Source organism: Variovorax paradoxus, assembly GCF_029919115.1.
GTDB lineage: Bacteria > Pseudomonadota > Gammaproteobacteria > Burkholderiales > Burkholderiaceae_C > Variovorax > Variovorax paradoxus_O.
The window spans coordinates 5,606,493-5,628,413 of the sequence record NZ_CP123990.1; the positions used below are offsets into that span (position 1 = coordinate 5,606,493).

Annotated in this window: 23 protein-coding genes and 2 pseudogenes; 9 read left to right on the forward strand and 16 right to left on the reverse strand. The window is 65.2% G+C overall.

Translation table 11 applies throughout. From position 1 onward, the window contains the following. Window positions 1-78 precede the first annotated feature (78 nt). The 4 genes from QHG62_RS26740 (at window position 79) to QHG62_RS26755 (ending at window position 3,323) form a co-directional block, all read left to right on the forward strand. A complete protein-coding gene (locus QHG62_RS26740; RefSeq protein ID WP_281151829.1) occupies window positions 79-1,023 on the forward strand; it encodes a Bug family tripartite tricarboxylate transporter substrate binding protein in 945 nt (314 codons plus the stop codon). Between the two features lie 51 nt (window positions 1,024-1,074). Next, window positions 1,075-1,764, forward strand: a complete 690-nt coding sequence (locus QHG62_RS26745) for an RraA family protein (protein WP_281148601.1) — start codon at window positions 1,075-1,077, stop codon at window positions 1,762-1,764. Beyond that, the gene (locus QHG62_RS26750; RefSeq protein ID WP_281148602.1) at window positions 1,761-2,687 is read left to right on the forward strand and encodes an NAD(P)-dependent oxidoreductase; all 927 of its coding nucleotides are present in this window, start codon (window positions 1,761-1,763) and stop codon (window positions 2,685-2,687) included. The genes QHG62_RS26745 and QHG62_RS26750 overlap by 4 nt, the downstream gene beginning before the upstream one ends. Window positions 2,688-2,861: 174 nt before the next feature. After that, complete coding sequence (locus tag QHG62_RS26755) at window positions 2,862-3,323, forward strand: carboxymuconolactone decarboxylase family protein (RefSeq protein ID WP_281148603.1); 462 nt, start codon at window positions 2,862-2,864, stop codon at window positions 3,321-3,323. Between the two features lie 9 nt (window positions 3,324-3,332). Here QHG62_RS26755 and QHG62_RS26760 read toward each other — a convergent pair whose 3' ends face one another. Further along, complete coding sequence (locus QHG62_RS26760) at window positions 3,333-3,761, reverse strand: GNAT family N-acetyltransferase (RefSeq protein ID WP_281148604.1); 429 nt, start codon at window positions 3,759-3,761, stop codon at window positions 3,333-3,335. A gap of 8 nt (window positions 3,762-3,769) precedes the next feature. Continuing rightward, window positions 3,770-4,432 (reverse strand): TetR/AcrR family transcriptional regulator, encoded by a 663-nt coding sequence (locus tag QHG62_RS26765; protein WP_281148605.1) that lies wholly within the window; start codon window positions 4,430-4,432, stop codon window positions 3,770-3,772. A gap of 97 nt (window positions 4,433-4,529) precedes the next feature. On the opposite strand from QHG62_RS26765, the gene QHG62_RS26770 reads away from it, so the two are divergent. Next, window positions 4,530-5,129 carry an NAD(P)H-dependent oxidoreductase gene (locus QHG62_RS26770; protein ID WP_281148606.1) on the forward strand — a complete coding sequence of 200 codons (600 nt, stop codon included), beginning with the start codon at window positions 4,530-4,532 and terminating at the stop codon, window positions 5,127-5,129. Between the two features lie 31 nt (window positions 5,130-5,160). On the opposite strand, the gene QHG62_RS26775 is transcribed toward QHG62_RS26770, so the two are convergent. Beyond that, window positions 5,161-5,556, reverse strand: coding sequence for a RidA family protein (locus tag QHG62_RS26775; protein WP_281148607.1), 396 nt, complete (start codon window positions 5,554-5,556; stop codon window positions 5,161-5,163). 149 nt (window positions 5,557-5,705) lie between these two features. Here QHG62_RS26775 and QHG62_RS26780 point away from each other — a divergent pair, with 149 nt between their 5' ends. Beyond that, the gene (locus QHG62_RS26780) at window positions 5,706-6,638 is read left to right on the forward strand and encodes a LysR family transcriptional regulator (RefSeq protein WP_281148608.1); all 933 of its coding nucleotides are present in this window, start codon (window positions 5,706-5,708) and stop codon (window positions 6,636-6,638) included. Here the strand turns inward: QHG62_RS26780 and QHG62_RS26785 are convergent. From QHG62_RS26785 to QHG62_RS26835, 12 genes and pseudogenes are all read right to left on the reverse strand, one after another. Beyond that, entirely contained in the window at window positions 6,628-7,311 is a 684-nt protein-coding gene (locus QHG62_RS26785; RefSeq protein WP_281148609.1) for a DsbA family oxidoreductase, read from the reverse strand. The genes QHG62_RS26780 and QHG62_RS26785 overlap by 11 nt on opposite strands. 55 nt (window positions 7,312-7,366) lie before the next feature. Then, window positions 7,367-8,776 carry an MFS transporter gene (locus tag QHG62_RS26790; protein ID WP_281148610.1) on the reverse strand — a complete coding sequence of 470 codons (1,410 nt, stop codon included), beginning with the start codon at window positions 8,774-8,776 and terminating at the stop codon, window positions 7,367-7,369. A gap of 27 nt (window positions 8,777-8,803) precedes the next feature. Then, a complete protein-coding gene (locus tag QHG62_RS26795; protein ID WP_281148611.1) occupies window positions 8,804-10,702 on the reverse strand; it encodes a bifunctional sugar phosphate isomerase/epimerase/4-hydroxyphenylpyruvate dioxygenase family protein in 1,899 nt (632 codons plus the stop codon). Window positions 10,703-10,844: 142 nt separating this feature from the next. After that, window positions 10,845-11,609, reverse strand: coding sequence for an alpha/beta fold hydrolase (locus QHG62_RS26800; RefSeq protein WP_281148612.1), 765 nt, complete (start codon window positions 11,607-11,609; stop codon window positions 10,845-10,847). Beyond that, window positions 11,606-12,826, reverse strand: a complete 1,221-nt coding sequence (locus QHG62_RS26805; protein ID WP_281148613.1) for a multidrug effflux MFS transporter — start codon at window positions 12,824-12,826, stop codon at window positions 11,606-11,608. The genes QHG62_RS26800 and QHG62_RS26805 overlap by 4 nt, the downstream gene beginning before the upstream one ends. Next, window positions 12,823-13,251, reverse strand: coding sequence for a carboxymuconolactone decarboxylase family protein (locus QHG62_RS26810; RefSeq protein ID WP_281148614.1), 429 nt, complete (start codon window positions 13,249-13,251; stop codon window positions 12,823-12,825). The genes QHG62_RS26805 and QHG62_RS26810 overlap by 4 nt, the downstream gene beginning before the upstream one ends. Next, on the reverse strand, window positions 13,248-14,459 hold the full coding sequence (pcaB, locus tag QHG62_RS26815; RefSeq protein ID WP_281148615.1) for a 3-carboxy-cis,cis-muconate cycloisomerase: 1,212 nt from the start codon (window positions 14,457-14,459) through the stop codon (window positions 13,248-13,250). Before pcaB ends, QHG62_RS26810 begins: the two co-directional genes overlap by 4 nt. Before the next feature lie 99 nt (window positions 14,460-14,558). Further along, entirely contained in the window at window positions 14,559-15,392 is an 834-nt protein-coding gene (locus tag QHG62_RS26820; RefSeq protein WP_281148616.1) for a shikimate dehydrogenase family protein, read from the reverse strand. A gap of 28 nt (window positions 15,393-15,420) precedes the next feature. Continuing rightward, window positions 15,421-16,431: a TRAP transporter substrate-binding protein gene (locus QHG62_RS26825; RefSeq protein ID WP_281148617.1), complete on the reverse strand. Its 1,011-nt coding sequence runs from the start codon at window positions 16,429-16,431 to the stop codon at window positions 15,421-15,423. A 50-nt stretch (window positions 16,432-16,481) separates the two neighbouring features. Beyond that, a pseudogene (locus QHG62_RS27750) lies at window positions 16,482-17,021 on the reverse strand (TRAP transporter large permease subunit); the annotation flags it as partial. Between the two features lie 18 nt (window positions 17,022-17,039). Beyond that, window positions 17,040-17,450, reverse strand: a pseudogene (locus QHG62_RS27755) (TRAP transporter small permease); the annotation flags it as partial. A gap of 71 nt (window positions 17,451-17,521) precedes the next feature. Next, window positions 17,522-18,445, reverse strand: coding sequence for a shikimate dehydrogenase family protein (locus QHG62_RS26835; RefSeq protein WP_281148618.1), 924 nt, complete (start codon window positions 18,443-18,445; stop codon window positions 17,522-17,524). A gap of 199 nt (window positions 18,446-18,644) precedes the next feature. Here QHG62_RS26835 and QHG62_RS26840 point away from each other — a divergent pair, with 199 nt between their 5' ends. Together QHG62_RS26840 and QHG62_RS26845 are read left to right on the forward strand one after the other, a co-directional pair. Continuing rightward, window positions 18,645-19,439: an IclR family transcriptional regulator domain-containing protein gene (locus tag QHG62_RS26840; protein WP_281148619.1), complete on the forward strand. Its 795-nt coding sequence runs from the start codon at window positions 18,645-18,647 to the stop codon at window positions 19,437-19,439. 65 nt (window positions 19,440-19,504) lie between these two features. Beyond that, the gene (locus QHG62_RS26845; protein ID WP_281148620.1) at window positions 19,505-20,512 is read left to right on the forward strand and encodes a Bug family tripartite tricarboxylate transporter substrate binding protein; all 1,008 of its coding nucleotides are present in this window, start codon (window positions 19,505-19,507) and stop codon (window positions 20,510-20,512) included. 30 nt (window positions 20,513-20,542) lie between these two features. On the opposite strand, the gene QHG62_RS26850 is transcribed toward QHG62_RS26845, so the two are convergent. Then, a complete protein-coding gene (locus QHG62_RS26850; RefSeq protein WP_281148621.1) occupies window positions 20,543-21,193 on the reverse strand; it encodes a hypothetical protein in 651 nt (216 codons plus the stop codon). Window positions 21,194-21,405: 212 nt separating this feature from the next. Between QHG62_RS26850 and QHG62_RS26855 the strand changes: the two genes are divergently transcribed. Next, entirely contained in the window at window positions 21,406-21,903 is a 498-nt protein-coding gene (locus QHG62_RS26855; protein ID WP_281148622.1) for a hypothetical protein, read from the forward strand. The last annotated feature ends 18 nt before the right edge of the window (window positions 21,904-21,921 follow it).

Here is a 21,921-nt window from a genome sequence, read left to right on the forward strand (position 1 = left end):
GAAGGGCGCTCGACTGTCAATTACGAACCGGAGACAACCGTGAAGATCTCGAAGCTCGCCTCCCCTCGCCGCACCGCCTTGCTGACGGCCGTGGCATTTGCCTCCTGTACCGCTTTCGCGCAAAGCTACCCCTCTCGTCCCATCAAGCTGATCGTGCCGTTCCCGGCAGGCGGCGGTACGGACGCGGTGGCACGCGAGGTGGCCAACAAGGTGGCCACGCAGCAGGGCTGGACGGTGATCATCGACAACAGGCCGGGCTCGGGCGGCAACCTCGGCGTCGATGCGGCGGCCAAGGCAGCGCCCGACGGCTACACCATCGTGCTCGGCCAGACAAGCAACCTGGCGATCAATCCGACGCTCTACTCGAAGCTGCCGTACAACCCCGTCAAGGACCTCGCACCCATCGGCCTCATCGCCAGCTCGCCCCTCGTGCTGGTAGTGGCAAGCGATTCGCCCTACAAGACGCTGGCCGACCTGATCGCGGCGGCCAAGGCCAGGCCGGACGCCATCAACTACGCGAGCTCGGGCAGCGGAACCGTCGCTCACCTTGCGGTGGAGCAGTTCCAGAAGCTGGCCGGCATCAAGCTCACCCACGTGCCGTACAAGGGCGCGGCGCAGGGCGCCACCGACCTGATCGGCGGGCAGATCCAGCTCTACATGTCCTCCATCCCGACGCTGATCGGCCATATCCGCAACGGCAAGATGCGCGCGCTCGCGGTCACCTCGGACAAGCGCGTCAACGACCTGCCCAGCGTGCCCACGGTAGGTGAGTCCGGCTACAAGGGGTTCGAGGCCGTGACATGGTTCGGCCTGGCGGGCCCTGCGGCCATGCCCAAGGACGCTGTCACCAAACTCAACGGTGCCTTCAACAAGGCACTGCAAGACGCCGAGGTCAAGAAGAAGCTCGAAGGCCAGGGCGTCGATGTGCTCGGCGGCACGCCCGAGCAGTTCGGCAAGCTCATCCAGGACGACATCGGCCGCTGGGGCAAGGCCGTCAAGGAGTCGGGCGCCAAGGTCGACTGAGCTGCCGTCGCCCCGCCTCGCCTTCTTTCATCCATCTACCCGAAGACCATCATGAGCGACCAGCTTCCCGAAATCATTCGCGACTTTCCGCGCGTGCCCGCCGCCGTCGTTGCGCAGGCCGCACAACTTCAGCCCGCCATCCTGGCCGACGTGGCAGGCCGCCGCGGTGCCATGAACGGCCGCATCAAGGCGCTGCGCCCCCGCATGAAGCTGGCCGGCACCGCCTTCACCGTCGAGGTGCGTCCCGGCGACAACCTGATGATCCATGCCGCAATCGCCATGGCCAGGCCCGGTGATGTGCTGGTCATCGACGGCAAGGCCGACCAGAACGCCGCACTCATGGGCACGATCATGATGACCGCGTGCCAGAAGCTTGGCATTGCGGGCGTGGTCATGGACGGCGCCTGCCGCGACAGCCTGGAGATCGACGAGATGGACTATCCGGTGTTCTCGGTCGGCACCAATCCGAACGGCCCCACCAAGAACATCGGCGGCCGCATCGGGCACCCTGTGTCGGTCGGGGACGTGACCGTTCGCCCAGGCGACTTCATCATTGGCGATGGCGACGGCGTGGTGGTCGTCGAACGCGAGAAGATCGAGGCGCTGCTTCCCCTTGCGGCCAGGAAGATCAAGGACGAAGCGGCCCGCATTGCGGCCATCAAGCAAGGCGAAACCGCCGCCAAATGGCTCGATGCTGCCCTGCGCACTGCCGGCGTGCTGAAGGAAGGAGAGACGCTGTGAGCGCAATCCTCGTCACCGGCGCCGACCTGGCGCCGGAGGCCCTGAGGCTGCTCGACGGCTACGAGGTGGTGTACGCAGGCAAGGCGCCGACCGAAGCGGACCTGGTGGCCCTGTGCCGAACGCACGACCCGGCGGCCATCATCGTTCGCTACGGCAAGGTCGGCAGCGCCGTGATGGACGCCGCGCCGTCGCTCAAGGTCATCTCCAAGCACGGCAGCGGCACCGACACCATCGACAAGGCTGCGGCCAAGGCACGCGGCATCGAAGTGGTCGCAGCAGCCGGCGCCAATGCCGCGGCGGTGGCTGAACAGGCGCTGGCCCTGCTGCTGGCCTGTGCCAAGTCGGTGGTGCAACTGAATGCGCGCATGCACGGCGGCCACTGGGACAAGGCAACGCACAAGAGCCTTGAACTTGGCGGTCGAACCATCGGACTGATCGGACTCGGTGCCATCGGCCTGCGATTTGCACGCATGGCCGACGCCATGGGCATGAAGGTGATCGGCTTCGATCCGTTTGCCAAGAACCTGCCTGACTACATCAGGGGCGTTGGGTTGTCGCAGATCTGGCGCGAGTCCGATGTCATCTCGCTTCACTGCCCGCTGACCGAAGAGAACCGCGGCCTGCTCAACGCGGACACGCTGGCGCAGTGCAAGGCCGGCGTCATCGTGGTGAACACTGCGCGCGGCGGACTGATCGACGAGGCTGCGCTGTTGACGTCGATCCGGTCCGGCCACGTTTCGATGGCCGGTCTCGACAGCTTCGCGGTGGAGCCCATGGCGCCCGGCCATCCGTTCCAGGGAGAAAAGAACCTGCTGCTCAGCCCGCACATCGGCGGCGTGACCAGCGATGCCTACGTGAACATGGGTGTGGCGGCCGCGAAGAACCTGTTGGCCGTGCTGGCCCGGCAGCGTGCGCCCGCGTAGTCCGCACGAGAGTCGGCCAGGCCTTGGTCGCGCCAAGCGGGCAGCCTGAATCCCCCGCCAGGGGCCTGGCAAACGGAGCTTGCGAAATTCCGTCCGGCTCGCCTGTCACAAAACAATGTGCCGGGACGTCTAAGTGGTGTTTTCCCCAAACCCTCAAGCTACAAGGAGCTTACGATGTCCTCAGCCCGACTCGACTACCACGCCCTCGCGCCCGCGGCGGCACGCGCCGGCGCCCAGTTTTCCCACGCCGCCGGCAGCACGCTGGACAAGTGCCTGCGCGAGCTGGTGAACCTGCGCATCAGCCAGATCAACGGTTGTGCTTTCTGCATCGACATGCACTGGGCCGACCTGCTCAAGCAGGGCATGGACCCCCGCCACGTCAACGCCGTGGCCGGCTGGCGCGAGGCGGGGCGATTCTTCAGCGAAGCCGAGCGCGCCGCATTCAACTGGGCGGAGGCCGTCAATGCCGTGCCGCATCGCACGCCCAGCGACGCAGACTTCGAGGCCGTGAGGCGGCATTTCAGCGATGCGCAGATTGCGGATCTTTCGTTTGCGGTCTGCGCGATCCGTTCTTGGAACATGCTCAATGCGAGCTTCCATATGCAGGTGCCTGAAACGCCGTACACGGTCGATTGAAACTGCTGCTCAGCGCGCCAGCGATTTCTTCATGGAGACCAGGTAGAAACCGCTCGCATAGTCTTCGATGCGGGCGTACTCCTCATAGCCGTGCTTTCGGTAGAACGGCGCCGCCTGCCATTCGAAGGTCTCGAGCTTGGCGTTCGTCGCGCCCAGCTCGATGGCTTGCCGCTCCGCCTCCGCCAGGAGGCGGCTGCCCAGGCCCAGGCCGCGCATGTCGGCTTCGACGAACAGCACATCGATATTGAGCCAGTAGAGAAATACGGAGCCTCGCAGGCCGCCAAGCAACCGGGCGTTTGCGTCCCGGGCGTTGAGCCGGATGTACTGCTGCTCCGGATACTCCCCGACAAAGCCGTAGTTGTAGTGGCGCAGCTTGCGGCCGAGCTCCCCGGAACGGAGTTCTTCGGGAGTGGCAGCGGAGATGGTGATGTTTTCCATTTGCACCCTCAAGCGCTGGCGGATCGCCGAGCGCCCACTCGCTTCTGCCGCGACACCATTGCCACGATCGTCTCGAGCAGCTCCTGCTTTGCCTGCAGCGCGGAGATCTCGTCCATCGCCGCCGCGCAGGACAAGGCTTCAGCCGCTCCCAGCATGGCGCGCAGCCCGGCAACACCCACATCCTTGCCGGGAGCGAACGGCGCCAGCAGCGCGCGGCATTTCTGCAGAAAGGCCGTTTCCGATTCGCGTTTGAGGCTATCGAGTTCGGGCGACCCCGCCAGCGCCGCGCTCACGCCGGGCAGCTCGCGTCCAAGCGCAAGAACGCAATCGACGTATGAGCCGGCAATCACGGATGCACGGCCGTTCAGCGTGGGCTCGCTGTTCTCGACTGCGGCGTCGATCAGCGCGTTCTGCTGCATGTCGAATTCGCCATAGAGCGCGGCGAGCAGTCCGTTGCGCGTTGCGAAATGGTCATAGACCACCGGCTTGGCAATGCCGGCCTGCTCGGCGAGCGAGCCGAGCGTCAAGGCGTCGGTTCCCGATTCGCGCACGATTCGCCAGGCCACTTCGATGAGCTGGCGGTAGCGCTCTTGCCGCGACAGACGCCTGCGCCGAGGCTCATCGGCATCCGTACCGCCGTGCATCTCTTCTTTAACCCCGGGCTTGGGCATGGTTAATGTACCAAAAGTAGGTTGCTCAATATACTAATTGTAGGTTGCGATTTTGGCAGCCCTCTTCAACCCCAGTAACCTGAAAGGAATGTCACGCATGCATGCGCTCATTGTTGTCGCGCACCCCGACGCAAAATCGTTCACCCATCGCGTTGCCCGCAATCTTGCGGAAGGGGTCGCCCTTGCCGAAGGCGACCACACGGCGGAGGTTGCCGACCTTGCGGCAGAAGGCTTCGATCCCCGCTTTTCCGCTGCCGATCATGCCGCCCACAAGAAGCAGGCACTACCCAGTGCCGACGTGAGGCGCGAACAGCAACGGATCGACCGCTCCGATGCACTTGTGCTGGTGTACCCGGTGTACTGGTGGTCTTTTCCGGGGCTGCTCAAGGGATGGATCGACCGTGTGTTTGCAAACGGATGGGCGTATGACGAGGGCGCCGAAGGCAAGCTCACCAAACGCCTCGGCCATTTGCCGGTGCACCTGGTTGCGATTGGCGGTGCCGACGCCGGAACCTACGACCGGCACGGCTACTTCGATGCGATGAAGACGCAGATAGACCACGGCATCTTCGACTACTGCGGTGCGCGCGTGGCGACGTCCGAGTTCCTGCTGGAATCCGGCCAGGAAGACCGAGCGGCTCAGCTGGATGCTGCGCGCGATCTGGGTCGTGCGCTTTTCTCTGTCGTTGCCGCTTGACCTGAAAGCCAGGTAGCAGTGACCATCCAAATCAGGTTTCAGGCAACTTCGCGATCACCTTGATCTCGAACTTGAAGCCGTAGAGCCACGTCACGCCTATGCCGGTGAGCGTTGGGTGCGGCGCGCCGCCCCAATACTCCGGCACGATCTTCCAGATTTTCTCGAAGTTCGATTCCGGGTCGACGATGAAGACGGTCACATCGACCACGTCGTCGAACGTGCAGCCTGCAGCCGCCAGGATCGCGTTGAGGTTTTCGAATGCGAGCCGGACCTGCGCTTCCAGGTCGGGTTCGGGCGAGCCGTCGGGGCGGCTTCCGACCTGGCCTGAAACGAACAGGAAGCCATTGGACCGGATGGCCGGCGAATAGCGGTTCTTTTCGTACAGCGCCTGGCGCCCGGGCGGAAAAACGACATCACGTTGAGCCATGGATTGCTTCCTTTTTTCTCGAATGAGCCGTCGCCGGCCCGTCATCACGATGAAGGGACTTTAGGGACCGGGGTCCATCGGATAAACAAGCAAAGACAACAATCATTGTTTGGCAAACCCGAACAATCGTTGAACCCGCAGGAGCCGACATGGACCGTTTCGATGCGATGCAGGCGTTTGCCCGCGTGGTGGAAGCCGGCAGCTTTACCCGTGCCGCCGACACGCTGCACATGAGCAAGACCAGCGTGACGCAGCTCGTGCAGCAGCTGGAGGCAAGGCTGCGGGTCAAGCTGCTCAATCGCACCACGCGCAAGCTCAGCGTCACGGCAGATGGGGCGGCCTACTACGAGCGCGTGGTGCGCCTCTTGGCCGACATGGACGACGCCGAGACCAGCCTTTCGAGCGCATCGGCGTTGCCGCGCGGCCACCTGCGGGTGGATGTGCCGAGCCCGCTGGCGCGCATGATCCTGGTGCCCGCCTTGCCTGCGTTTTATGCGCGCTACCCCGACATCCAGCTCCACATGGGTGTGAGCGACCGCGTGGTGGACGTGATTGGCGATAACGTCGACTGCGTGGTTCGCGGCGGCGAAATCACCGACCAGTCGCTGATGGCACGGCGCGTGGGCGAGCTGCAACTGGGCGTGTATGCCGCCCCGCCCTACCTGGAACTGGCCGGCACCCCGACGCACCCGCGGGAGCTCGAAGACACGCACCACCGCACCGTGGGCTTTCTGTGGGCGCGCACCGGCAAGATGTTTCGGTACGCGATGCGGCTGGGCGACGCGCGCATCGAAGTGCAAGGCCGCTACGTGCTGTCGGTGGACGATGGCAATGCCTATCTCGCGGCCGGGCTTGCCGGATTGGGAATTCTCTGGCTGCCGGACTACATGGCCAGGCCGCACCTCGCACGCGGCGAACTGGTGCGGCTTTTCGATGGTTGGCAGCTCGATTCGATGCCTCTGTACGTGGCGTTTCCGCCGAACCGGCACGTGAGCGCCAAGCTGCGCGTGTTCATCGACTGGGTGGCCGAGCTGATGGCGCAGCATGCGCCCGCCGCCACCCGGGGCCAGCTCACGCCGTGACGACCGTGCTGGGCTGCGTACCCGCAATCTGGCGCAGCGCCCGCTCGAACACCTCGACCGGTTGCCCGCCCGAAATCAGGTGGTGATCGTTGATGATGATCGCGGGCACGGAGTGGATGCCGGCATCGGTGTACATGCGCTCGCGCTCGCGGGTCTCGTTCGCGTACTCGTCGCTTGCCAGGATTTCGCGCGCACGTGCCGCATCGAGCCCCGCCTCCGCAGCGGCCCGCACCAGCACCTCGGGGTCTGACGGGTTTTGCCTGTCGGTGAAGTAGGCCTTGAGCAGCAGCTTCTTCAACGCCGCCTGCTTTGCCGGGCTCTCGAGCTCGGCCCAGTGCAGCAGCCGGTGGGCATTGAAGGTGTTGTAGACGCGAGGGCGGCCTTCAGGGCTGAATTCGAAGCCCACCTCGGCACCGCGCCGGCGAATCATTTCGCGCGCCTGCGCCTGCTGTTCGTGCGTGGAGCCGTACTTCTGGTTCAGGTGCTCGAAGGTGTCCTGGCCTTCGGGCGGCATCTGCGGATTCAGTTCGAACGGCTGAAAGTGCAGCTCCGCCGTGACGTCTGGCGCCACGCGCCGGAGCGCCGCCTCGAGCGAACCCAGGCCGACGGCGCACCAGGGGCAAGAAACGTCGGAGACAAAATCGATTTTCAGGTGGGTGGTCATGGCCGCCATTCTTAATGGCCGCCGACTCCCTTGGTGCGCGCAAGGTCTTCACGCGGCTTGTAGTTCAGGCGGCTGCCTTGGCCAGGCGTGCGTCCACCAGCGTCTGTTCGCGCAGCCGGTCGTATTCAGGCTTGTCGACCGGAACCGCATCGGGCTTGCCCAGGTCGTTCATGTGCACGCGGTAGGTTTCGCGCGCGGTCATGGCCGACACGGCGGCAATGGCACAGATGGCGAGCGTGATGGCACCCACGGTCAGCGGAATGTTGGCGGCGCCGGGGGGCGCAACCGCCACGAACAGTGCCGGCAGCAGCGCGGTGATCGCGGTGCCGATGTTCTGCGAAATGGCCATGCCCGAGACGCGCGTGCGCGTGGGAAACATCTCCGGATAGAAGCTCGGGAACACGGCGTTGTAGCCCTGGTAGACCACGCCCCACATCAATAGCGACATCACGATGGCCAGCGGCACGTTGTGGATGCTGATGGCGTACAGGTAGCCGAACGACAGCAGGCCCGAACCAAGGGCACCCACGACGATCGGCAGGCGGCGGCCGACCTTGTCCGACAGGTTGCCCACGAATGGGATCACGATCACGGCCAGGATGTTGCCCATGACAGGAATCCAGAGGTAGATGTCCTTCTCGAAGTTGATGCCGTAGCCCGGCTGTACCGCATAGGCGGCGCCGAAGATGGTGGCAACCACCGGAATCACGTTCATCAGCGAGCACAGCAGCACACGCAGCATGTTGCCCCAGCTCTCGGTCACGGCCTGGATCACCGGCGCCTTCGGCACTGTTGCGCTCTTCTCGACTTCGGTAAAGGCGGGTGTCTCTTCCACTTCCTTGCGGATGATGTAGCCGGCCACGATGACGATGAAACTCAGCAGGAACGGAATGCGCCAGCCCCAGGAGTTGAAGGCGTCCTTGTCCATGTAGTGCGCAAGCGGCAAGAATACGGCGGCCGCCATGATCTGGCCGGCCTGCACGCCCTGCAGCGTGAAGCTCGCGAAGAAGCCGCGGCGTCCGAACGGCGCGTGTTCCAGGATCATCGAGCTCGCACCCGAAATTTCACCGGCCACCGCAAAGCCCTGGATCAGCCGCAGCACCACCAGCATGGCGGGCGCCCACAGGCCGACCTGGTCATACGTCGGCAACAGGCCGACGGCAATGGTCGAAAAGCCCATCAGGAACATGCAAAGAATCAGCACGGTCTTGCGGCCGTGCGTGTCGCCCCAGTGGCCCAGCAGCAGCGCGCCGATCGGCCGTGCGACGTAGCCCACGCCGTACGTCGCAAGCGACGCAATGATCGCGATCTGCGGGTCGCCCTTCGGGAAGAAGATCTGCGGAAAGATCAGCGCCGCGGCGGTGGCATAGATGAAGAAGTCGTAATACTCCAGCGCCGAGCCGATCCAGCCGCTGGCTGTGGCCTTCTTCGACTGGTGCTTGCCCTTCGGCTCGTGGGCCGTGATGGTTGCCATGGTTTGTCTCCAGGTTGACGAAAAAATCTATTCCTGCGCCTGCGATGCCATGCGCGCCGGTGCATTGAGTGCACCGTAGGCGTCGTAGCCGCCGGTGCGCTGTGCCAGTTCGAAGAAGAGCCCGCCTTCGATGCTCTCGGTGTAGATGTGCAGGTAGTCGCCTGCCGGCGAGCGGTCGAACAGCACGCCCGCCGCCCGCATGCGCGCCAGCAGTGCCGGGTCGAGGTCGATGCGGGTCGCGAGATCGTCGTAGTAGTTGCCCGAAATGGGCACGAAGCGCGTGCCGTTGGCGCGCAGCCGCTCCACGCTGTCGAAGATATCCTTGCAGCGCAGGGCAATGTGGTGCACCGCGCCGCCGCCCGTCACGCTCAGCGTGCGCGCGGTGCGGGTGCGCTGGCTCAGCGACACGTTCAGAACCAGCCGCACGCTGCGCGCCGCATCGGCCACGCCCCGGCTGCGAATCAGCCCGAACGGATCGGCCAGCTCCAGGCTTTCGCCCGGCTCCAGCCCCAGCACGGCGCGTGTGAACAGCACCCAGGTGTCGAGCTGGTCCACCGCCAGGCCAAGCGCCACGTGGTCGATCTGCGTCAGGCCTGCGCCTTCGGCCCCGGTTGCATCTTCTTCAAGGATGAAATCGGCCTCGTACAGGCCGTTGGCACCCAGTGCCTCCGACACGAAGTGAATGAGGTTGCCGCCGGGCGCCACGATGGCCGGCACGCGCAATTCGTTGGGGCCGACAGGGCTGTCGTGCCGCAGCGAGCGCATGGCGGTTGCACGTTCGACGGCTGCCAGAGGGTCGGCGCAGCGCACGCCCAGGGCGCACACCGAGGTGCCGTGCGCGTCGAAGCGGCTGCGCGCAAACGAATCCGGCTGCGCATTGACGATCATGTTGATCTCGCCCTGCCGGTACAGCACCACGGCCTTGGAGCGATGCCGGCCCACGCGGCGGAAACCGAGTTGCCCAAGCAGCGCGCCGAGCGTGCCGGCCGAGCTTTCGTCGGCCGCGAACTCGATGAACGACAGGCCCGACAGCGCCGGTGCGGGCGGCGGGTTGAAAAGCTCTACGCGCAGCGGCCGCAGGGGCGCAGCCGCGGTGCCCGCAGCCGCTGCAAGGCGCCGCTGTGCTTCGCTTTCAAGGTACAGCAGCGAGCGCATCGCATCCACCGCGGTGCGCCGGTTGGGCGTCTCGCGAAAGATGTCGTTGAAGATTTCGAGTGAAAGCGGCCCCGTGTAGCCCGCGCGCAGCACCTGCTCGAAGAACCCGATCACGCCCAGATCGCCCTGCCCCGGAAACGACCGGTGATGGCGGGCCCACTGCAGCACGTCCATCGAAAGCAGCGGCGCATCGGCCATCTGCAGAAAGAAGATCTTGTCGCCCGGAATGCGGGCAATGCCCGCGGGATCGTCCTCGAGCGACAGCGTGTGGAAGCTGTCCAGGATCAGCCCGAGGTTGGAGTGGTTTGCCGCGCGCACGATGTTCCATGCCTCGCCGTAGAGCGACGTGAAGCGGCCCCAGGCCAGCGCCTCGAAACCCACGCGCAGGTTGCGTCGTGCGGCGCGCTCGGCCAGCTCGTGCAACTGGGCTGCGGCCAGTGCCGGGTCGTCGATGGCAAGCGGCGATGTGTTCGAGCAGCACAGCATCATCGGCGCGCCCATCGCCTCCATCAGGTCGAACTTGCGCTCGGCGCGCTCCAGGCTGCGCCGGAACTGCGCCTCGGGCATGCCCTCGAAATCGCGGAAGGGCTGGTACAGGTCGATCGAAAGGCCGAGGTCGGCGGCAATGCGGCCGAGTTCGGCAGCGCTGCCCTTGAAGTTGACGAAGTCGCTCTCGAACAGTTCGATGCCGTCGAAGCCTGCGGCTGAAACGGCTTCGAGCTTCTGGCGGAGCGTGCCGCTGAGAGAAACGGTGGCAATGGAGCGATGCATGGGAGCCGACTGTAGAAACACGGCGCCCTGCCCACAATGCTCCCCGCTCACCCGCAGGTCGATAATCGAACGCTCGCGTGCACTCTTCGCACGAAATAGGGGTTAGACCTAGGACAAGGCCTGCCCCGCTCAAGCCGAAATTTCAGAAACTGCGCCAGTAATCGATCAGCAACTGGGCAAATTCAACCGGCCGCTCGACCGCGCTCAGGTGCGCCGCGTCGATGGTCGCCAGCCGGGCGCCGGGAATGGCAGCCACCATGGCTTCGGACATGGCCAAGGGCGTGGCTTCGTCCTGCAGGCCCGCAATGACCAGCGTGGGCACCGCGATGCGGCGGTTGCTCTCCTGAAAGTCGATGGCGGCCACCGCGTTGCAGCTCTCGATGTAGCCCTGCGCGTCGGTGCGCACCAGCACCTCGTTCAGCGCCTGCGCTGCCGACTTGCCCTCTTGCGTGGTCACGTAACCCAGCGTGAGCCAACGCGACACGGCACCCGATGCAATGGCCGCCACGCCCTTGGCAGCCACAGTTTCGACGCGCGCCCGCCAGGGTGATTGGTCGGAATAGTGGGCCGACGAATTCGCGATCACCACGCTGCGCAGCAGTTCGGGGTGCCGCACCGCCAGCGCCTGCGCGGTCATGCCGCCCATCGACAGTCCGACAAAATGCACCGGCTCTCCGCCCGTCTCTCGCTGGATGAGCTCGGCCACGTCTTGCGCCAGGGTTTCGATGCGCAGCGCGCCCGGCACCACGTCGGAAGCGCCATGGTTGCGGTGGTCGTAGCGGATCACGGTGTGGCCGCGCGCCAGCTGCTCGGCCACGCCGTCCCACATGTGCAGGTCGCAACCCAGCGCATGGCTCAGTACGACGAAGGGGCCGCTGCCTTCGCGGACAACGTTCAAGCGGGTCATGTTGATTCCTTCCTTATCGGATGTTGAAGACGCGGCAGCCAGTAGAACGCAATGGCGAGCAGCACGCAGCCCGCGAGCAGCATGGGCACGACCATCGGCCAGGCGCCGTTCGAATAACCGGTGTCGACAAACTGTGCCGCAATTTGCCCGACGCTGAACGCGACCATCATCATGCCGAAGCCCGACCACGACACGGCGCGGCCCGCCAGGTGCGGCAAGTCGCCCACCGCGCCGGCCTGGCCGCAAGGCTGGTGTATGCCGTGCCCAAGGCAATAGACCGCGTGGCCCGCCAGCAGCGGCACCGCGCTGTGCGGCGCCAGCCAGCAGCCCAGCGCCTGGATGATTGCGCCGGCAATGCTCAGCGTAGCGCCAAGCTGAACGGTGTGCACGGGCCCGTATTTGCGCAGCAGGCGCCGGCACATCGTGGTGCTGAAAATATAGACCAGCGAGCCGCCGGCCGGAATCCAGCCGTACATCGCGGGCGACCAGCCCAGGTAGCCGATGTAGACCATCGGCGACAGCAGCAAGAAGCAGAACAGGCCGCCGTAGGTGGTTGCAGCCACCGAAGCCCAGGCGCGGAAGCTGCGGCTGGCGAACACGGCGCGCGCACTGCCGCGCGGCGCCGAAAGATCGCCCGCCAGCGGCCGCCGCGTTTCGCCGAACGAACGCCAGCAGAGCGCAAAGAGCACCAGCGCATACAGCGCCATCGACCCCATGACCCAGCGCCAGCCGGCCCCCTGCACCAACCAGGCGCCGAGCAGCGGCGCAAGCAGCCCCACCACGCCCAGCCCGGTGAGCCCGCGCGCCATGACGTGCGGCCCTTCGTGCGCGGGGTACAGGTCGCGCACCGCGGCGCGCGCGCAAACCAGAATGGCCGCCATCGAAAAGCCCTGCAGCGTGCGCCAGCCCGCGAGCACCGCCACGCTCCCGGCAAAAGCACCGCCAAGCGCCGCAATCACATAGCAGCCGAGCCCCGCCAGCAATACCGGCCGGCGTCCGAAGCGGTCGGCCAGCGGCCCGCAGAGCAATTGCGCAAAGCCGAAGGCCAGCACAAACAGCGTGAGGCTGGTGCTGGCGGAACCCAGCTCCCTTGCAATGGCGGGGAGCGCGGGCAGGTAGCTGTCGGTGGCAACCGGCTGGGCCGCCAGGAGCAGCGGCAGCAACAAGGTAAAACCGACGTCGAAGCGGCCCTTGCGAATATCCGTTGGCCCGGTCACTGCGGGGCTGCTGCGAGCAGGCCCTTCTCCCGCAAGATGCCGGTGGCAATGCCGAAGGCGTGGTTGGCCACCGGCACACCGCAATAGATGGCGGCCATCATGATCACTTCCTTGATGTCGTCGGGCGTCAGCCGCGACTCGGGCGGGCCGTCGAGCGCAGCGCGCACATGCATCGCGAATTCTTCGTACGCGTGGATGCCCAGCATCATCGACAGCACCATGTAGCGGCGCGTCTTGTCGCCCAGGGCCGGCCGGCCCCAGATGTCGTTCCACGCGTGGCGCGTGATGAGCTCCTGGAATTCGGCGTTGAACTCATTGCGGTTGGCCAGCGACTTGTCGACCCACGCATCGCCGAGCACGCGCCGGCGGTTGACGAGGCCCGCTTCGTAGTCGCCGGCGGGAGGTGTGCTTTTTGGATCGGTCATCGGGATGTGTCTTTCGCAGTCAGTTGGCCGCGCAGCGCCGCCACCTGGCGCAGCGCGGTGTCGCCGGCGGGCTCTGCCAGAGCCGGGTTGAACCATTCGTCAGCCGCCTCGCGCGGCAGCTCGGCGCGCAGTGTGTCGATATTGGCGCGCATGCGCGCCGCGTCGATCTGCAGGCCCGGCAGCGCACCGGCCAAGGCGCGTGCACTGCCGTGCGCAGACATCAGCAATTGCGGCCATTCGGCCAGTTCGGCTTGCCATCCGCCGAGAGCACGCTCGTGTTCCTGCGGCATGGCGGCCAGCAGTGCGGCTACGCGCTGCGGGGCGCGTTGCGCCGCGGCCAGCGCCACCATCGAGGCCACGGGGTTGCGCTTGTGCGGCATTGCCGAAGAGCCGCCTCGGCCCGGCTCGGTGGGTTCGGCCACCTCGCCGACTTCGTACTGGCCCATGAGAGAAATGTCGCGCGCGATCTTGCCGAGGCTGCCGGTGAGCAGGCCCAGTTCGCAGCCGAGCGCCACCCATTCGTCGCGCTGCGTGTGCCAGGTGGCACCGGCGTTGCCAAGACCCAGCTCGTCCGCCACGCGCTGCACCACGGCAGGGCCCTGCCCCTTCATTTGCGAGAGCGTGCCGACCGCACCGCCGAGCTGCACGTTGAGGGCGTGGTGCGAAGCCGTGCGCAAGCGCATGCGGCTGCGCACCAGCGGCGCGGCCCAGCCCGCGCACTTGAGGCCGAAGCTGGTAACGGAGGCCGGCTGCATCAGCGTGCGCGCAAGAATGGGCGTGGCGGCATGCTGCGTGGCATGCTGCAGCAGCGCCTCGATGGCGCGATCGAGGTCTTTTTCGATGAGCGCCATGCCCTCGCGCGTGACCAGTGCCATGGCCGTGTCGATCACGTCCTGACTGGTGCTGCCAAAGTGCACGAAGGGCACGGCCTCGGGGTTGAACAGGCCCACCGCCTCCTTCAGCGCCTTGACCAGCGGAATTGCAACGCTGCCCGCCCGGCCGCTGTCGCGCACGATCTTTGCCACGTCGAACAGCTCGACCTTGCAGCTGCCGACAATCGAATGCGCTGCCGATTCAGGCACCAGCCCTACCGCCGCCTGGGCCCGCGTGAGCGCCGCCTCGAAGCGCAGCATCGCATCGACAAAGTTGCGGTCGCTGAAGGCTGAAAGCGTTTCGGAGGTGGAAAGAAAGCCTTCAAAGATACTCATGGTGAACGCCTCTTGCATCAAAAAAATCGGGCGGCGAAACGGCATTACACCGCGTTCGCAACACGCCCGTGGGACGTAGGCGTTTGCGTCCGTGGCAACTCAGTAGCTGAGCTTCGCCTCGGCGCGCAGCTCGTCGGCCGTGGCGGTGCCAAAGCCGAAGAACTCGAGGTACGCGGGGATCATTTCGAACAGCATATCGGTGCCGACCTGCACCGCGCAGCCCTTGTCCAGTGCGGCGCGCAGCAGCGGCGTGTATTCGGACTTCATGACCACCTCGCCGACGAAGGTCGAGGGCGCGATGCGGTCCACGTCGAAAGGCAACGCGTCGCCCTCCTTCATGCCCAGCGGCGTGGCATTGACGACCACGTCGAACCCGGCCGGATCGTTCGAGCCCGTGGAAACGGCCAGTGCCGGATAGTGCGTGCGCAGCCGCCCGGCCAGTGCATCGGCAGACGGCGCGTAGGCATCGAAGAGCGCAATTTGCGCGACCCCTGCCGCCGCCAGCGAAGCCGCTATGGCAGAGCCGACACCGCCGCTTCCGGAGACCAGCACGCGCGCGCCCTCGAGCGCGCGGCCCTTGCGCAGGACGCCGCGCACAAAACCGGCGCCGTCGAATTGATCGCCCACCAGGGTGCCGTCGGCACGCTTGAGCACCGCGTTGCAGGCGCCGGCGATCTTCGCGGTTGGTGTGACTTCATCGACCAGGCCCATGGTCGTGATCTTGTGCGGCATGGTCACCAGCGCACCCCGGATGTTCGTAAGCCGGAACAGCGCCGCAAACGCCGCAGGGTAGTCCTCCGGCTTCACGCCCATCGGCACCACGACCGCATCGATGCCCTGCTTGTCGAACCAGGGGTTGTAGATCATCGGCGCCTTGAAGCTCTCGGTGGGAAAGCCCAGGTGCGCGACGAGGGTGGTCTTGCCGGTAATCATGCGGTCCTTCGTTGGCCTGTCGTTGAACTTACTTGCGGACCTTCGCGATTTCGGCGTACAGGTCTTTCACCACTGCTTCGCCCACCAGTGCACTGTGCTTCTCGACCACAGGCTTGACCTTGTCGCGAAGGCGCTGCATTTCGGCGGGGCTGAATTCGGTTACCTGCATGCCGGCCTTCTTGAGGTCCGCCAGCGCGGCCTGGGCCTGTCCGCGCGAGACTTCGCGCTCGTATTTGGTGGCTTCGTCGGCCGCTTCGGTCATGATTTTCTTTTCAGCATCGCTGAGCGAATCCCAGAGCTTCTTGCCGACGATCAGCGCCTGCGGGTTGTAGACGTGCTGCGTGAGCGCCAGGTGCTTTTGCACTTCGGCGAACTTGGAGGTGCGGATCACCGTGTTGGGATTCTCCTGGCCGTCGACCGCCTTCTGCTCGAGCGCCGGGTAGAGCTCGGGGAAAGGCATGGGGGTGGCATTGGCGCCCAGGGCGGTAAACAGGTCGATGTAGATCGGCGACTGGATCACGCGGATCTTCAGGCCGGCCAGGTCTTCCACCTTGTTGATCGGGCGCTTGCTGTTGGTCACGTTGCGAAAGCCCAGGTCCCAGTAGCCAAGACCAACCAGGTTCTTGGCCGGGAGTTCCGCAAACAGCTTCTTGCCGAAGGGTCCGTCGGTCACGGCATCGGCTTCCTGGGGATTGGCAAACAGAAAAGGAAAGTCGAAGACCGCGAATGCCTTGATCTGGTTGGAAAGAATGCCGGCGTTGAGCACCGTCATTTCTATGGTTCCGCCCTGGATGGCCGAAACGGTCTGCACGTCGCCGCCGAGCGTGCCGCCCGGAAACAGCTTGACCTGCATCTTGTTGCCGGACTTCTGCGCGACGAGTTCACCGAATTTCTTTGCGCCCAAGGCCTGCGGATGATCGCCCTGGTTCTGGAACGCGAACTTGATCGAGCGCTCCTTGATGTCTTGCGCAACGGCCGCCGCCACGGGAAGCAGCAATGCAAAGCCAAGGCAAAGGGCGCGGGTAAAGGTCTTCTTCATTCAATGTCTCCTTGAGGTTCGAATCTAAAAAAAGGAAAAACGAGGTCGGCTCAGCCTGCGAACCAGCGCATGGGCACCAGCACGAGCGATGGGAAAAACACAAGCAGGAACATCACGATGAATTGCGCCGTCATGAAGGGCAGCACGCCACGCGTGACTTCGTCCATCTTCATCTTGCCGACGCCCGCCACCACGTTGAGCACGGTGCCCACCGGCGGCGTGATGAGCCCGATGGCGTTGTTGATGATGAACAGCACACCGAAATAAACCGGATCGATGCCCGCAGCCTTGACCACCGGCATCAGCACCGGCGTGAGAATCAGAATGGTCGGCGTCATGTCCATGGCCGTGCCAACGGCCATCACCAGCAGCATGATTGCAATCAGCAGCAAGGTCTGGTTGCCCATGAAGGGCTCCAGCAGCGCGATGAGCTTGCTCGGCAGGTCGGCCACCGTAATGAGCCATGCGGACACCATGGCCGCCGCCACAAGGAACATGATCACGGCCGTGGTCTTGGCCGCACTCACGAAGACCTGGTAGAGCTGCGCGAAGTTCATCTCGCGGTAGACCACCATTGCGACGAACAGCGCATCAAACCGCGCGGCCTAAACTGCTAACACACCGCCCGCTCCATTGACGATGGGGGTGTATGCGCGGGTTCCCGGCGCATCCACGTCCCAGTTGATTTTTGCCTGCGCAAGACTGCCGCTGAACAGCAGCCACGTTGCATACAGCATGAGCACATGGCCGGCCACCAGGCAGATCTTCTTGCCCATTACCGGCAGGCGGGCCACCAGGAAGTCGGTGCCCAGGTGCGCGCGTTCGCGCACCGCCACCACCGCGCCTAGAAATGTGACCCACACAAAGAGCCAGCGCGACACTTCCTCGGACACGGTGATGCCCGAATTGAAAGCATAGCGAAGCACCACGTTGCCGAACACCAGCACCACCATGACCGCAAGCGCCAACGCAATCAGCGCGTCGAGCACCTTGCAGTAGCCGTCGAATATCTTTTCCATTGCCTCTCCTCCTGAACAACTTCTCATATGGGCCGGACACGCCCGGCAACTTGCCCGGCGCCGGCCGCCGCTCAGGCCACGCTCGGCGACCGGTAGCGCAAAGGTTTGCGAATTTCTGCCTGCATCGCGGGCGGATAGATGATCTCGCGCAGAAAATCCACGTCCTTGCGCAGGCCCTGCGCCGCCTCGGCATGGCCGAAGTACGCAAAGTAGTGCGGCATCTGCTGAATCAGCATCTCGAAGCCGGCTTGCGCGTTGAGGCCGCGGGCACGCGCGGCGCGCACCAGCGGCGTCGGCTGGTTGCGCAGCAAGATATCGAACAGCGCAGCGTGGGGCTCCATGCGCGCAACGTCCACCGGCAGCGCGTCGGACTCTTCGAGCCCCTGCGAGGTGGCATTGATGACCAGGTCGTAGCCCTCGGGTGCATTGCTGTCGACAGCCACCACGTTGGCATCGAAGAACGCATCGAGCTTGGCAGCCACGCCGGCCGCCTTGCCGGCCGAGGTGTCGTACAACGCGATGTGCTCCGCACCATCGACCGTGCCGCCTTCGGCCAGCGCCACGCCGATGGCCGCCGCGCTCACGCCGGCGCCAAGAATGAGCACCCGCTTGCCGCGGAACGGAATGTTGAAATGATCGAGCGCGCCGAGCAGGCCCTCGCCGTCGAAGAGGTCGCCTTCGAGTTCGTTGTTATCGATGCGGCGCACCACGTTGACCGACCCCGCCACGCGCCCGAACAGGCCGCAGCCGTCGAGCAGGTCGACCGCCAGCGGCTTGTGCGGAGGCGCAATGACCATGCCGCGCACGTTGCGGGCCAGGAAGGCCGACTTGAGGAACACCGCGAAGTCGCGCAGCGGCACCTGCATGGGCACCAGCACCGCGTCGATGCCGAAGCGCTCGAAAACGGCGTTGAACATGCGCGGCAGGCGCACGTTGCGCACGGGGTCGCCGGGAATCAGGTACGCCAGGGTGCTGCCGTTGATGGAGGTGGTCATGTCTTGCCTCTTTGTGCGGCAATCGCTCCAAAGCCATCGCCAGGGCGGACTTTATCCACCTTCGCCATCGGCCTCACCCTCGCACGCACCCAAAATGCACGACTATCATCTCTACGCGTTCGATGATCGAACAAAAACAGGGTTAATCCTGATGAACGCCGAATGCGGGAGCGCCGCCCGCACGGCAAACTCCCGCCCCATGAGCACCGATCTCAACGATTCTTCCCCCGCCCCGCCGGGCCTGGACAAGCGCGACTGGATTGCCGGCCTGGAGCGCGGCGTGAGCATCATCGAGGCCTTCGACGACGCCCACCCGCGCCTGACCGCCAGCCAGGCCGGCGAGCGCACGGGCATGACGCGCACGGCCGCGCGCCGCTATCTGCTGACGCTGCAGCACATGGGCTACGTGGCAAGCGACGGCAAGCTGTTCTGGCTGACGCCGCGCGTGCTGCGGCTGGGCCAGTCCTACCTCGACTCGGCGCGGCTGCCGCGCATCGTGCAGCCGTTTCTGCAGCGCGTGGCCGCGGGCACCAACGAGATCGCCTACCTGAGCGTGATGGACGGCGACGAGGTCGTCTACATCGCGCGCAACGGCCCCAACCGCAGCATGAGCACCGGCTACGTGCTCGGCGCGCGCGTGCCGGCGCAGGTCACGGCCGCGGGCATGCTGATGCTGGCCCTGCGCGGTGATGCCGAACTGGCCGAATGGCTTGCCACGCGCCAGTTGCAGGTGTTCACATCGCACACCATCGCAAGCAAGGAGCGCATGAAGCTGGAGCTGGCTCGCATCCGCGCACAAGGCTGGGCCCTGTCGGAGCAGCAGCTCGACCTCAACTCGCGCGGCATTGCGGTGCCGCTGCGCGACCGGCACGGCATGCTGCTGGGCGCGCTCAACATCACCATGCCCATGGGCCACGAAAGCTCCGAGGACGCAGTGGCGCGCGTGCTGCCGGTGCTGCGCGAGACGGCCCAGGCGATGCGCAACCTGATCTGACCGGGCTGCGGCCACATTCGTCGGGCAAGATGCTCCCCTCACACAAAAGCTATGGAGACAAATTCATGTCCGACAACTTCCTGAACGATCAACTGTCCACACGCCGCCAATGGCTGCAAGGCGGCGGTGCACTGGCTGCGAGCGGGCTGCTGCCCTCGATCTCGGCCGCACAGGCCGCGTGGCCCAGCAAGTCGATCCGCTTCGTCGTGCCCTTCGCGCCGGGCGGCAGCTCGGAAATCGTGGCGCGTTCCACCGCCGCCGAGCTTTCACGTACGCTGGGGCAGAGCGTGTTCGTCGACAACAAGCCGGGCGCGGCCGGCAACATTGCCATGAGCGAGGTGGCGCGCGCCACCGACCAGCACACCTTGATCCTCGGGCACATCGGCACGCTGGCGGTCAACCCGTACATCTTTGCCAAGCTGCCCTACGACGCGAACAAGGACTTCAAGCCCGTGAGCCTGCTGGCCAAGGTGCCCAGCCTGTATGTGGTGCACCCCGACGTGCCGGCGCAGAACCTGAAAGAGTTCCTCGCGTATGCCAAGTCGAAACCGGGCAAGCTGAGCTACGGCTCCGCGGGCAACGGCAGCGCGGGCCACCTGGCCTTCGAGTACCTGAAGATGACCGCCAACGTCTTCATGCTGCATGTGCCCTACCGCGGCACCGGCCCCATGGTGACCGACCTGCTCTCGGGCCGGCTCGACGCCTCTGCCATCGGCGCGGCGGCAATCATTCCCTTCATCAAGGCAGGCAAGGTGCGCTGTATTGCCACGGGTTCGGCCAAGCGCTTGCCGCAACTTCCGGACGTGGCCACGGTGGCCGAGCAAGGCTTTCCGGGTTTCGAAATGACGCAGTGGTACGGCATGCTTGCGCCGGCCAGCATCGAGCCCGCTCAGCTGGCCAAGCTCTCGGCCGAGACGATGAAGGCGGTGAAGTCGCCCGACTCCACGCAGCGGTTGAGCGCCGATGCGGCCGAGGTGGTCGGCGGCACGCCGGAGCAGTTCGCCCAATTCATTGCGGCCGAGCAGGCCCGCTGGCAAAAAGTGATCGCAAGGGCAAACATCAAGCCGGACTGAGCCGGGCCTGAACGGGCTTTTGCTGTGCGCTCACGCCGATGGGCGTGCCAGCGTTGCGAGCTTCTTCTTCGCACTTTGCAAGAGGCCAACCTTCTCGGCCGGGGGTTGAGCCTTTGTATCGCCCAGGGCAATGATCTCGAGCGCGCCCGGCGCCGCCAGCTTCGGCGCGAGCGGGTCGCGCGGCGGAAGGCTGTTGAACCGGGTGTTCGAGATGACGTGCACCTTCAGGTGGCGGTGAATGTTTTTCGACAGCTTCTGGCATGCGGCCTTCATGGCGGATTCATCCGGCATGAGCTGGCCGTGCACGACGAGAAGCTCCAGGGTGCCGTCCTTGTCTTCTTCGAGGATGAAGGCGCGCATGACCGAGTCCTTGAACTTGGAGCGCAGCATGGAGCGAACCGGTTCGGCTGCGGCAAATGACTTGAGCGCGATGCTTCGCAATTCGTGGTGAAAGATGAACGCGCGATCGACCGCGAAGGTTTCGCCCTCGTCTGCCTTCAGCTTGTTCCGCTTCAGGATGCCGCTGCCGACAAGATGCTCCAGCGTGCGCGCTGCATCATCGGGTTCGAGCTTCGAGCGCTTGGCCAGCTCGCTGGAAGACAGCGGCTGGTCCGGCGCCGCGTAGGCGACCATCAGTATCTTTTGTACTTCGGGGGCGAAGAGGAAATCTGCGGCACTCATTCTTTGCGGTTTTCTACAAGACGGACTGCATTATCGAAACTCCCGCGCGCGCCCCTTTCGAACTTCTGGTCTTCGCGAAGTTGCCGCATGGCCCGAGCGAACTTCTCCGCGGCGTTTTCGAGGCGTATTCCGTCACGGCGCATGGCGCAGGCCTACAAGTGCGGCCGGGTCCGGTAAGTAGAACGGTTGAACACCAACAAGGAGCTTCAGCCATGGGCCTCGAACACACGATCGGCAAGACCGAACAATCGGATATTGCGCAAGGGTCCACCCGGTACTGGGCGCCTTGCCTGGGTGTGGCGCTGGTGGCAATGTCGCTTTTCTACGTGACGCTGAAAGACCTGGTTCAAGAGAGCGCGGCACGGGCACCGGCCTTGGCGCCCGCTGTCATGCCGGCGCATGTCGAGCCCGCCATACCGGGCACCGGCACGCGCACGTCGACGGACGAAGTGGCCCGCTCTTCCCCTGAGCCTGTCATGCCCATGTCTCCCTATGCGCCCGCTTACGCGCCGCTAGCCAACGCAAACTTCGGCAGCATGGACCCCGCGCCCGCGGAGCCGAAAGCCAAGGCCGCGCCGGCCGTCGTCGAAGTGCACAAGTGCGTGATGCCCGAGGGCGAAGCGAGCTATTCCGATGGGCCTTGCCCCGAAGGCGCGCTTGCGAGCACCTTGCGGCTGCCGCGCAACCTGCATGCATCGGCAAGCCTCTGAATTGTGAGTGCGTGATCT